Origin of the sequence: Suttonella sp. R2A3, from assembly GCF_021513215.1 — a bacterium.
Lineage (GTDB): Bacteria > Pseudomonadota > Gammaproteobacteria > Cardiobacteriales > Cardiobacteriaceae > JAHUUI01.
This window is the reverse complement of sequence record NZ_CP090975.1, coordinates 1,897,007-1,909,278: the sequence shown is the minus strand read 5'-3', so window position 1 is coordinate 1,909,278 and position 12,272 is coordinate 1,897,007. Positions and strand designations below refer to the sequence as shown.

The 12,272-nt window shown below is 50.3% G+C and carries 10 protein-coding genes; 1 reads left to right on the top strand and 9 read right to left on the bottom strand.

The genetic code is table 11. The features are described from left to right. Positions 1 to 15: 15 nt before the first annotated feature. The 6 genes from L0B52_RS09200 to L0B52_RS09175 form a co-directional block, all read right to left on the bottom strand. Complete coding sequence (locus L0B52_RS09200; protein ID WP_235064419.1) at positions 16 to 1,437, bottom strand: hypothetical protein; 1,422 nt, start codon at positions 1,435 to 1,437, stop codon at positions 16 to 18. A gap of 87 nt (positions 1,438 to 1,524) precedes the next feature. Next, on the bottom strand, positions 1,525 to 2,508 hold the full coding sequence (gene truD, locus L0B52_RS09195) for a tRNA pseudouridine(13) synthase TruD (protein WP_235064418.1): 984 nt from the start codon (positions 2,506 to 2,508) through the stop codon (positions 1,525 to 1,527). Further along, entirely contained in the window at positions 2,505 to 4,700 is a 2,196-nt protein-coding gene (locus L0B52_RS09190; protein WP_235064417.1) for a 3-hydroxyacyl-CoA dehydrogenase family protein, read from the bottom strand. The genes truD and L0B52_RS09190 overlap by 4 nt, the downstream gene beginning before the upstream one ends. Further along, positions 4,682 to 6,727, bottom strand: a complete 2,046-nt coding sequence (locus L0B52_RS09185) for a 3-hydroxyacyl-CoA dehydrogenase NAD-binding domain-containing protein (RefSeq protein WP_235064416.1) — start codon at positions 6,725 to 6,727, stop codon at positions 4,682 to 4,684. Before L0B52_RS09185 ends, L0B52_RS09190 begins: the two co-directional genes overlap by 19 nt. Before the next feature lie 6 nt (positions 6,728 to 6,733). Continuing rightward, complete coding sequence (locus tag L0B52_RS09180) at positions 6,734 to 8,446, bottom strand: proline--tRNA ligase (RefSeq protein WP_235064415.1); 1,713 nt, start codon at positions 8,444 to 8,446, stop codon at positions 6,734 to 6,736. Between the two features lie 18 nt (positions 8,447 to 8,464). Then, a complete protein-coding gene (locus tag L0B52_RS09175) occupies positions 8,465 to 8,959 on the bottom strand; it encodes a hypothetical protein (RefSeq protein WP_235064414.1) in 495 nt (164 codons plus the stop codon). Positions 8,960 to 9,084: 125 nt separating this feature from the next. Here L0B52_RS09175 and L0B52_RS09170 point away from each other — a divergent pair, with 125 nt between their 5' ends. Continuing rightward, complete coding sequence (locus L0B52_RS09170) at positions 9,085 to 10,065, top strand: malate dehydrogenase (protein ID WP_235064413.1); 981 nt, start codon at positions 9,085 to 9,087, stop codon at positions 10,063 to 10,065. Positions 10,066 to 10,129: 64 nt separating this feature from the next. Here L0B52_RS09170 and ruvB read toward each other — a convergent pair whose 3' ends face one another. From ruvB to ruvC, 3 genes are read right to left on the bottom strand one after another with little or no spacing between them, the layout of a single operon-like run. Beyond that, positions 10,130 to 11,137: a Holliday junction branch migration DNA helicase RuvB gene (gene ruvB, locus L0B52_RS09165; protein WP_409202349.1), complete on the bottom strand. Its 1,008-nt coding sequence runs from the start codon at positions 11,135 to 11,137 to the stop codon at positions 10,130 to 10,132. Then, complete coding sequence (gene ruvA, locus L0B52_RS09160; protein WP_235064411.1) at positions 11,137 to 11,748, bottom strand: Holliday junction branch migration protein RuvA; 612 nt, start codon at positions 11,746 to 11,748, stop codon at positions 11,137 to 11,139. The genes ruvB and ruvA overlap by 1 nt, the downstream gene beginning before the upstream one ends. Then, positions 11,748 to 12,272: a crossover junction endodeoxyribonuclease RuvC gene (gene ruvC / locus L0B52_RS09155; protein WP_235064410.1), complete on the bottom strand. Its 525-nt coding sequence runs from the start codon at positions 12,270 to 12,272 to the stop codon at positions 11,748 to 11,750. The genes ruvA and ruvC overlap by 1 nt, the downstream gene beginning before the upstream one ends.

The window sequence follows — 12,272 nt, the reverse complement described above, 5'->3', positions numbered from 1 at the left end:
CAAGCCAAGCACGTATTAGAAACTATCTTTAAGCGCCTGTACGATGTGGCTATCTGGGTGATTAGAAAACTCAGCCAACAGTCGATCAGCGAGTTGTTTTGCCACATCATCCTGCCCTTTCAGCTGCAGTGCTTTAACTACTGAGGCATAAATCTTAACCAGCTGTGGGTGATCAGGCTGACGCTTACGGAAATCTTTCGCCAATGCCAATACCGTATCGGGTTGATTATGCGCCAAAGCCATGTCCACCAACCCAGATACATCATCAGCCGGAATTCGTGCATTATGTTCTTGAGCAATCACAAACAGATCTTCATCAACCAGCTGATAAAATCGTTCCCGTCCCTGGGCCGCCAAATGGATAATGTTGGCCTGTAGCGCATGATACTTTTGCGATTCACCGGCTACTTGATACCAAGCGTATAAACGCTCATACGCCGGAAAGTAAGCCGCAGCACGATCATCATGCCCCACATAAGGCGCCAAAAAAGCAAAGGCCTCAGCAAAACGACGCTCAGCCCGCGCACCATCCGCGCTTTTTAACGCTTGCACAAATACCTGCTTTTCTTCGGCGCTTAAATCGCGTGTATCGGCGTTATACAATAGGCGAGCATTCTGGGCTTTTAATCCTTCATCGACCTTTTCTGCGTTTGCGCTCGCAAAGAACCCGGCATAAACAACGCCGAACATCAGTAAATAATTATTTAATACCGCGCTCATCAGCATCGTCAAAAGCAGCGAACCAGCAGTGATTGTGCTCCAAAGATTTTGCACTACCCCGGCTACAATACTGACCGCAAACACCAGCAGGATCATCTTAATAAATTCATTTTTCCCTAACACACCAACCTTGGCACGCCACTGGGCAGGGGAAATCATCGCGCTGATACTGCGCTGCTCAATAAACACCAGCATTGAGGCATAGATCATATAAAACACCGCTGCAATACCTATGATCATCACGCCCATCATCAGCACGCCCGTAATTGTGCTACCTAAAATACCTACGAGTACCCGAGAGAGCATATAAACCACGCTAAATAACACCACCATCATCAACACAATGATGATCGAACCAGCGATATATTTCAGCACCCCCAGCCAGCCAATTCGCGCCACAGGCTCTAAGTGGTTAGCAGTCAAATCCCCTTCGCTAATCCGCACCGCGCTGTCTAAGGCACGCGCCATAACGAAAAGGCTCACCAAGGTGGTTAAAAAAAGCATCAGTACAAACTGACTGCCATAGTTATTAAAAATAAACAGCAGCTCATTATCATTAGGATAATTCTGTAATTCGTTCATCAAGGCACGTGAGATTTGATTGAACATCAGAAACTGAATCACGAAGGTCGCCAAAGCACCACCGAGCCAATAAACCATCGAGCCACGTTGTAATAAATACTGCCAGGTGCTTTTTAGTTTTTCGATTGCTGTCATTGCGCGTACTCCGCGAAAAAGCATCATTTTGAATGATTAACTGAATGAAGGCAAAATTTTTGCACAACCATCGCACAAACCACATCCTTAGGGTGAACTGGCATCGATCACCTGATCGAAAACGTCTTCCAATAAAGCAGTGGCAAAACTGCCACGTGGTAAGTTGAAGCTGAGCTGCAAGGTGTGCTCATCAAGCCATTGCCAACTAAGGTTCTGTGCGCGCACGGTGAGCGCACGACAATCCTGATCGCTAAAGCGCTGAAGATAGCTAACAGCGGCCTCATAGTCCGTATACGCCAACGCGCGCACCTGCTGCGCTGCACCTTCGTATTGTGCTTTGCTTTTTCCTGGCAATACGCCCGCTGGAACAATATCGCCTTCTGCTAGGCGCGTACGCAACGCCTCATCAACTTCCTCGACCATAAAGAAGCTGTTCGAGCCACACAGCATCGCATAATCGCCTACCAGCAAACTATGCGCCGTATTTTGTGTGAGACGCGTTTGTAATTCGGCATTAAACAGCAACGCACGTAATGTGGATAAGGTTTGCGCGCGTTCATCGCGTTTTTTAGGCAACTGCTCACGTGCCACCCACTTCATCGCCCGCTCAATATTGTTATGTCCGAAGCGTTGTGCACCAAAAGCATTAGCAAACCCAAGTTCAGCCGTGCGTGCAAGCTTTTCTTCCATAGCATCACGATCACCGACCACATCGCGCAAAACCAATGTAAAATCATTACTACGGTGGGTACCAATGCGTAATTTTTTCTGATGCAGCTTGCGCTCAACAATGCGCCACTGCTCACCCTGATCGGGTAATCCCTCTGCGTCTTTTGCCGGCAAGCACAGCCATTGTCGGGTGCGCGCATGGCGGTCTTTCAACCCACTGTGACTGATGAGTTTACCCGGGCATTCGAGTAATCGCGCCCATTCCCGCTTGAGAAAAGCGGTGTTCATGCCGGTTTTTTCCACGTAGCACCATAAATGCTCACCTTCACCGGTCAGGGGAAAATCCAGCACTTCAGCAACATAAAAATCCTCAGGGGTTTGTTTGATTGTGGCTCGGTTCATTCTAGTGAGTCATCCTTCGCGATTAAGCGCGCAAAATAAAGTAATTCTTCCTTAAGCAGCATGCGTAAAGAAACGGTGACATTCTGTCTTTGTCCTGAGAGCATACGCAATAAGCCACGATAAAGCTCAGGCTGCTCACTGCTTAACGCCCGCTGCATGAGTACGTCAACTTCCTGGTGGGCCAAAGTGTATTGTGCTTGGCGAGGCGTGCGCGGTTGGCGAGAGGTCAGCCAGCCATCGGCCAACTCCTTGCTCATTTTAGCCAACGCCGCAGGGTTGGCCACCACACGATCGTGAACGCGCAAAATACCCACACTGCGTGCAACATGAATATCGCTAGGCGGATGCGCGGTCACTGATTGACTGAGCACACTATGGATCTGCTCAAGATAGTGCGCCTGCCCTAAATACGGCAAACGCCGCAACCATTCAAACCACACCACACCAAGTGGTGGCAAACGATACATCGGTGCGCTCAATTTCCAGCGCACCCCAGCCTCACACAATACCTGATCGGCTTGCATCAATATAGCCGCACCAAAATCACCCAGGGTTCCGGATATCGATATCATCACCGCATGTGGATGCGTACGCAGCGCCATCAGCACTTCGTGTAACCGTTCGACCGTCTGTTCTTGTTGGTGAGCCTCACCACCGAGTGCTAAATCACTTTCCAAGCCAAATTGCTCACCGTGGTGATAAATCACCAAATACCACTGAGCAAGACGTGCTTCCTGGCAGGCGCTAAGCAATTCAGCAAGTGTTTCTTCATCAAGCGCAACGACCACAGAGTTTGGTTGCCAAATAAGCATGCGTTCGTGATACACCCAAGCGCTACTGTGGGTTTTCCGCCATAGCAAGCGCGCATCGTCGCTAAAAGCATTGTCGCGCACATCGGTTGTTACCTGCCGTCGGCTGCGCCGCGTCCAATGGCGTAACACCGGATAATCAATCGCGCCCTCGCGGTACGCGCGCTCTGTATCGGCTAAAACCTTCGCTGGTGAAAACGCCTGCAATAAGTGATACGGCGTATTTTGCCAAGAAAAACCATGGGTTAAGATATCATCTAGCGCCTGCCCTGACTGCCCACTGGTCTGGCTCACCCAAGCCATAATCTGCCAACAATCACGTAGCAAGGCGCAAACAAACTGCGCCTGAGCACACTCTAGCGCACACATTGCCGACCAATCACGCTGTTCAAAGCTAAGCAATAACGCATCATTGACACTAGCTTGCGCTAACTCATTGCCCGCTAAATCGAGCAGATAATAAGGCCGATGGCGGTAGTCATAAAAGCCTAAATAATGCGCTCGCCCTTCGCGCCCGGCAGCAAGTAACGCGCTAAGCCAACTTGGTAAAGCAATACGCTCAGCAAAATACTCTTTGTCTGCGCTTGGAATATTCAAGCTAAATTGTTGCCAGCGTGCTAAACCAATATAATCGATCATATAGCACACCCCACCAGTGGTGCGACCAATCAACATTTTGGTCAACGCCTCAACGTTCGCCCAATCAAGTTGCGCGCGCTCGGCGTGATAAAACACTGCATTCATCAGCATCATCACCAAGCGCGTGCTGACATAGTCCGGCGTATCGGGCACGCTCAGAACATGCAAGCCAAAGCGTTCGGTAAAATAACCACAGACTTGATCATGCAGGCGCTGCTCGCTGCGCTCCGTGCGCACCACTTCTAATAATCGTTGAAACCGTGGAGGGCGAAAAAAATGGGCGCCTAACAAACGTGAGCGCAGCCAAGCCGGTAACGCTTGTGAGACCGCCTTCATCGAAAGCCCTGCCGAATGCGATAAGACGACGACATCACGCGCCAACACCGGCGCAAGACGTGAGAGTAACCCCTGTTTGACCACTAAATCATCATCCAAGCACTCGATGATTAAATCATGCTCGCTAAGCAGCGCGCGATGATCGCGATAATTGCGCGCTTCAATCCAGTTCCCAGCTTCCACCCCGGTAAATGGCGAGGGTCGCATACGGTAAAGCTGCTCAATTGCCTGCTGCGCATAAAAATTAGGATCTTCAGGGTGCGGCTTATCATACAGGCGCACATGAATACCGGCGTTGGCGAACAACGCGGCAATTTGTGCGCCAAATTCGGTCGCGCCTAAAATCGCTGGACGGTAGAAGAACGCTTCTACCGTGGCTGTTTTTGCACTTACGCTTTGTCTGACCACCAAGGATCCGGGCTAAAACGTTCCCCATGTTCGGAAACTAAAGCCTCAAGGCGCTTGACCACCTCAGCGTGGCCAATCGTACGCGCAACGTTCATCGGCCCACCTCTAAATGGCGCAAAGCCGGTACCAAATACACAGCCTGCATCAACCAAATCTTCGTCTTCAACCACGCCTTCACGCAAGCACCAGGCACACGCATTCAAAAACGCCATAATCATGCGCTCTTGCAGTTTGTCTAAGGTTGCTTGATCAGCACTAACGGCATCTTTTTGTGCTTTGCCATCGACATATTCATAAAAGCCCTTACCGCTCTTACGGCCCAGATGACCGGCTGCAACCAAGCGATCGAGCTGACTTTCGCCTTCATAATCGATAAACGCACTCATCGTTCCAGCAATCGCCTGACAGACATCCAAACCAACGCTATCAGCGAGCTCAATCGGCCCCATCGGCATGCCGTAATCGAGCGCTGCTTTATCGATCGCTTCTTTAGCAACCCCTTCTTCAAGGCAAGCTAGGGCTTCAAATAAATACGGCACCAGCACGCGGTTGACTAAAAAGCCTGGCGAAGATTTGACCGGCAACGGCAAACGGCTGATCTCACCAACGTACTTGGTGGCCTTATCGAGCGTTGCTTGCGAATTTGCTGATTGATGGACAATCTCCACCAATGGCATTTTCGCTACCGGGTTAAAGAAGTGAATACCGAGTAGACGCTCAGGAGCGCTGATCCCAGCGGCAATATCTTCAAGCTTCAAACTAGAGGTGTTGGTCGCGATAATCGCTTCAGGTTTGGCTTTAGTGAGCACATCGTTGAACACGCTTTGTTTGACTTCGAGTTTTTCAACAATCGCCTCGATCACCAAATCAGCCTTATCCAAACCCCAACCGTCTTTATCTAAACGCAGGCGCATTTTTGCTTCACGGTTCGCATCTTTATCGCGCAGTTTTTTGTCAAAGAGCTTATGCGCACGTTTTGCCGCTTTTTCAAGCTGCTCTTCAGATAAGTCGCTAAGAGTGGTAAAAATGCCTTGCATCGCAGACCACGCGGCAATATCGCCACCCATTGTGCCGCCGCCGATCACATGCAAGTGACCAATCTTCTCAGCATCATTTTTCGCAAACCCTTTCAGGCGCTCTTGTAAGAAATACAGGCGAATCAGCGCATCAGATTGTGGGGTTTGACGCAAGGCAACAAACGAATCAATTTCCGCATTCGCCATTTCCTGAAAACTGCCGCCATGCTCACGCCAGAGATCGATCATCGCATACGGCGCTGGATAGTGTTCTTTTTGCACTTTTCCAGCCACATTATCTTCGATTTTCTTAGCGAGCAATTTGCGCACAGGCCCGATTGAGAGCACTTTCGACTGCCAGTTGCTTACCTGACGTGGTCCTTTTTTAATTAAGCTCAGTCCTGAGGCTTCTAACGCAGCTTTATCGGCAACCACTTTATCAACCAAACCGGCATTAAGCGCTTTAGCGCCACGCAGATTGTAGCCTTGCAGCATCAATAGCATCGCTTTGATTGGTGATAACAGACGCACCAAACGTGCGGTACCAGCAAAACCAGGATGCAAACCAAGTTTCACTTCCGGCACACCCAGCTTGGCCGCTTTGGTAATGACGCGGTAATCACAACACAGCGCCAATTCAAGCCCGCCACCTAAGCAAAATCCATCGATCAGCGCGACTTTGGCCAGCGCTAAGCGTTCAAAACGCAAGAAATAATCGTGCACTTCTTTAACCAGCGCTTTGAGTTGCTCCGGCGATTTGGTTTCTTGGATGGTGGAAATATCCGCACCCGCGATAAAGCCGTTGTCTTTACCCGATTTAAGCAGCAAACCACGATAAGATGAGGCGACTTGCTCTAATTTATTAATCACTTGTGCAAGCTCACGCAGCACCTCAGCATTCAAGCTATTCGTGCTGCTATCAGCACGGTCCAGAGTAAGGTGAAGCACCTCGTTATCAGCGTTTAACCGCCAATGCTGTAAACTCGGTTCAAACGTTAAAGATTCACTCATACTGACCTACTCCTGATTATTCATATTCACGACACGGGCAAGAATCTCATTAAGCGACACACGCTCGGATTCGGCTGCGCCACGTGTCTTAAACTCGACTTCCGCCTCTGCTAAGGTTTTATCAGAAATGACAATCCGTGCCGGAATGCCAATTAAATCCATATCGGCAAACATAAAGCCTGGTCGTTTACCGCGATCATCGAGCAAGGCGTCCACACCTGCATCGCATAATTGCTGATAGAGCTTTTCTGCTGCCTCAGCAACCGCTGGTGATTTATGTCCGTTAATCGGTAACACAGCCACCGTAAATGGCGCCAGCGCCTGTGGCCAAATGATGCCGTTATCATCGTGGTTTTGCTCAATCGCTGCCGCCACAATACGCGACACACCAATCCCATAGCAACCCATCAATGGCGTCACCGGTTTGCCGTTCTCACCGAGCACATCAAGGCCCATCGAAGCCGAATATTTATCGCCAAGCTGGAAAATATGTCCTACTTCAATACCGCGCTTAATCGACAGCTTGCTTTGCCCGTCAGGTGCAAGATCACCCGCAACCACATTACGAATATCAGCGACTTCGGCCACCGCGACATCGCGTTGCCAGTTAATATTGAAGTAGTGGTAATCGTCTTCATTGGCCCCTGCCGCAAAATCAGCAATTAACGCTGCATCGCGATCAACAATTACCGGGATATCCAGCCCAACCGGACCGAGTGAGCCAAAGCCTGCACCAACCAGCGCACGTACTTTTTCTTCGCTCGCCATGGTAAGCGGTTCAGCGACTGCCGGAAGCTGCTCTGCCTTGATCGCGTTTAGTTCATGATCACCACGCACCACTAACGCTACCACACCGCCTTCAACGCCATCAACCATCAGCGTTTTAATCGTGCGCTCGATCGGTATATCGTGCGCCGAGACCAAATCAGCAATCGTTTTTACTTGTGGGGTTGCGCGTTTTTCCATCGCTGCAGTTGGCGCAGGGCGTTCAGTCTGTGGCGCAGCGGCTTCGGCTTTCTCCATATTCGCGGCGTAGTGACCATCATCAGAAAAGACAATATCGTCTTCACCGGTGGCAGCGAGCACATGGAACTCATGCGATCCCGTTCCACCAATCGAGCCATTATCGGCAAGTACGGCACGAAAATCTAAACCTAAGCGGGTAAAAATACGGCTGTAGGCATCGTGCATTGCGTCATAGGTGCGCTGCATACAGGCTTGATCAACGTGAAACGAATACGCGTCTTTCATCAAGAATTCACGACCGCGCATGATGCCAAAGCGTGGACGGATTTCATCACGAAACTTCCACTGCACTTGATACACATTAAGCGGCAGTTGTTTATAACTGCTGACATCACGACGCACCAAATCGGTCACCACTTCTTCATGCGTTGGACCCAAACAATAATCGCGCTTATGACGGTCGACAAAACGCAGTAATTCCGGACCATAATCTTGCCAGCGTCCGGATTCTTGCCATAGGTCACCTGGTTGAACACCTGGCATGAGCAGCTCTAGCGCGCCGGCGCGGTCCATTTCCTCGCGCACAACAGTCTCTACCTTGCGCAACACTTTCAACCCAAGCGGCAGCCAAGAATACACGCCGACCGCCGTTTGGCGAATCATGCCTGCGCGCAACATTAATTGATGGCTCACCACTTCCGCTTCGGCTGGTACTTCTTTCTGAGTGCTCAGCCAATAATTCGCTAATCGCATACTTCTATTCCGTCTTAATTACTTACACACTTGCGCAGCAGTTTGTTCAGCGTTCTTTAAGCGTTGGGCCTTAACGTCCTGCGAAACCGGCACCAAATTACCCTGCGCATCGGTTTCGTAAACGACTTCGTTATTCTTAATCGTGGCAATGTCATGTTGGGCTTGTTCGCAACGCTCTGCACGGGTAATACTCCCTTCTGGCAGCGGTTTATCGCTGTCTGCTGCGCTCACTACTGAATCGTTTTCTTCGCTAGGCTCTGTGGATTGTGATTCCGGGCGCAGCGGGTGCATCGCTGCTTCATAGCTCGCACGCAAAGCGCTTTCGTCTTGGATCTCTAGACCATGTTTATCAATCATCACCACCCCGTTCATATTACGCGGCGGCATTTTTGAATAATGGGTGATGCCGTTTTCGACCCATTTATAAATCACAACCTGACCCATATCGCCATTTTGTGCTGATGCCACACCATAAGCGAATAACAGCCCTAATAACAGCATTTTTCGGGTCATGGTCCACTCCTTTTTGATTCTACACATAGGAAAACTCGCTTCATTCTACCTGAATTTGTGATTATTTTTGCTTTAAGTTTATCTGTTATACTTAACATCTTAATTTCAAAAACACAGGAGCTTCTATGACATCCCCCGTTCGTGTAACCATCACAGGCGCTGCCGGTAACATCGGCTACGCTATGGCATTTCGTATTGCCGCTGGCGATATGCTGGGACCAAATCAGCCAATTATTTTGCAATTGCTTGAAATTACCCCGGCCTTGGACGCGCTAAAAGGGGTAGTCATGGAGCTCAATGACTGCGCATTCCCACTCCTGCAAGACATCGTTGCCACAGACGACGCGAATGTCGCTTTTAAAGACTGTGATTATGCGATGTTGGTCGGTGCGCGTCCTCGTGGCCCTGGCATGGAACGTAAAGATTTGCTCGAAGCCAACGGTGCCATTTTTGGCCCGCAAGGTAAAGCGTTAAACGACCACGCCTCACGTGATGTTAAAGTGTTGGTTGTCGGTAACCCAGCCAACACCAATGCGTTAATTGCACAAGCTGCCGCCCCAGATCTTAATCCTAAAAACTTCACCGCGATGACGCGTTTGGATCATAACCGTGCGCTGAGCCAATTAGCGGAAAAAACCGACAGCCACTCAACTGATATCAAACACATGACGATTTGGGGCAACCACTCGGCCACCCAATACCCGGATATCAGCCAAGCAAGCGTTAAAGGCCAAGCGGCGACTGATATCGTCGCGCAAGATTGGTACGAAAATACCTTTATCCCGGATGTACAACAGCGTGGCGCGGCGATCATCAAAGCACGTGGCGCATCATCAGCCGCCTCTGCCGCTTCTTCAGCCATCGACCACATGCGCACTTGGGCGCTCGGTACTGAAGGTGATGATTGGGTGAGCATGGCTGTACCAGCAGACGGTTCTTACGGTATCGAGCCAGGCATCATTTACTCTTACCCTTGCCGCTGCAAAAATGGCAGTTATGAAATCGTGCAAGGCCTTGAGATTAGCGACTTTAGCCGTGAGCGCATGAATGCAACCGAACAAGAGTTACGCGAAGAACGCGCTGCGGTAGAAAAACTGCTCGGTTAATCACCAAACTCGTTAAAAAAGCCCGCTCAGGCGGGCTTTTTTATTGTCTAGAAATCAAAGAATATTATTCTGGTATCTCGACACCTAAATGGGTATATGCCCGCTCGGTTGCCACACGGCCTCGTGGTGTCCGTTGAATAAAACCATGTTGGATAAGATACGGCTCGACCACATCTTCTAGCGTACCGCGCTCTTCACCAACGCTCGCTGATAGCGTATCTAAACCAACCGGGCCACCAGCAAAATGATGGACAATCCGCTCAAGTAACCGACGGTCAAGTTCATCAAAACCCAGCGCGTCAATCGCCAACAACGCTAACGCTTCATCAGCCATCGTTTTACTAACCACACCTTGCCCACGCACTTCGGCATAATCGCGCACCCGACGCAAAAGACGATTAGCAATCCGTGGCGTGCCACGAGAGCGCTTACCGATTTCAGCCGCACCGGCTTCTTCCATATTGACCCCAAGCAGTGAGGCAGCGCGCAATACAATACGGGTCAGTTCATCGGGGTGGTAGAACTTGAGGTTCTGTGTAATCCCAAAACGGTCACGTAATGGTGCGGTGAGCAAACCACTGCGTGTGGTCGCACCGACCAAGGTAAATGGTGGTAAATCGAGTTTAACCGAACGTGCGGCCGGCCCTTCACCAATCAAGATATCAATTTGATAGTCTTCCATCGCCGGATAGAGCACTTCTTCAACCGCTGGCGAAAGACGGTGAATTTCATCAATAAAGAGCACATCGTGCGGTTCTAGATTGGTGAGAATCGCCGCTAGATCACCGGCCTTGTCAAGCACTGGCCCTGAGGTTTGGCGCAGGCTAACGCCGAGCTCAGCCGCAATAATGCCAGCAAGCGTCGTTTTTCCCAAACCGGGCGGGCCAAATAACAACACATGATCGAGCGCATCGTGACGGGCTAATGCCGCTTCGATAAAAATCGACATCTGCGCTTTCAGGTCATCTTGGCCCACATAATCGGCGAGTTTTTTCGGCCGCACCGCGCGCTCAATCGCTTGCTCTTCCTGACCTTGTCCTTCACCAGCAATCAATCTATCCGATTCAATCATCATAGTCCTCGTGGCACATGCGATTTCAACACCTCACGCAGCAGTTGGTCGGTACTGTGCACACCATCACCTAAAGCACGACGCGCTTGATCGACCATTTTCGCTGCTGCTGCTGGTTTGTAGCCGAGTGCGACCAGCGCTTCTTCGGTTTCAACCGCCGCATCATGGCCTGGTTGATCAACACTTGTATCCTCACCCACGCCAGCAAAGGTTTTACCGACCCGATCGTGCAGCTCGATCAACAAGCGTTCAGCGGTTTTTTTGCCCACACCGGGTAATTTGACTAACGCCGCGCTGTTTTGTTCACGTACCAGACGCACGAAGCTGTCCACACTAAAGCCAGACAAAATCAGCAGCGCCATTTTCGGGCCAATTCCGCTCACACGGATCAGCTCACGAAACAGCTGTCTTTGCGCTAAATCAATAAATCCAAACAGGTAATGTCCGTCTTCACGCACATTATGGTGAATAAACAGCGCACTTTCTGAGCCCTGACTGACTTGTTCAATCACAGACACTGGCACACTCACTTCATAGCCGACACCGCCGGTTTCAACAATCAAGGTATTGCCTTGTTTGACCAACACCTGACCCCGTAAATAACCTATCATCAGCCCTCCCAAGCGCTACTAACACCACCACGTTGCCGTCGATGTTGGGTTTGTAAATGATGGGCATGCGTCAGTGCAACCGCTAAAGCATCTGCGGCATCGCTTTGAATCGCCCCACTACAGTTAAGCAAGATTTTCACCATATGTTGCACCTGCAATTTATCCGCGCCACCCTGTCCGACCACCGCCTGCTTGATGCTTTTTGCCGCATATTCGCTCACCGGTAACTCAGCCAACACCGCCGCACAAATCGCCACCCCACGTGCTTGCCCGAGCTTGAGTGCGGAATTGGGGTTTTTATGCACAAAAATCGACTCAATGGCAAATTCCTGCGGCTGGTATTGCGCCACCAATTCACCGATCGCTTGATGGATCATCATCAAACGCACCGGCATCTCTTCTTTGGCCAAGCGCACACAGCCGCTATCGATATAGCGCACGGTATTACCACACAGATCAACAATCCCATAACCGGTAATTTGCGAACCCGGGTCAATACCAAGAATGCGGCGTGTGTTGTTCAT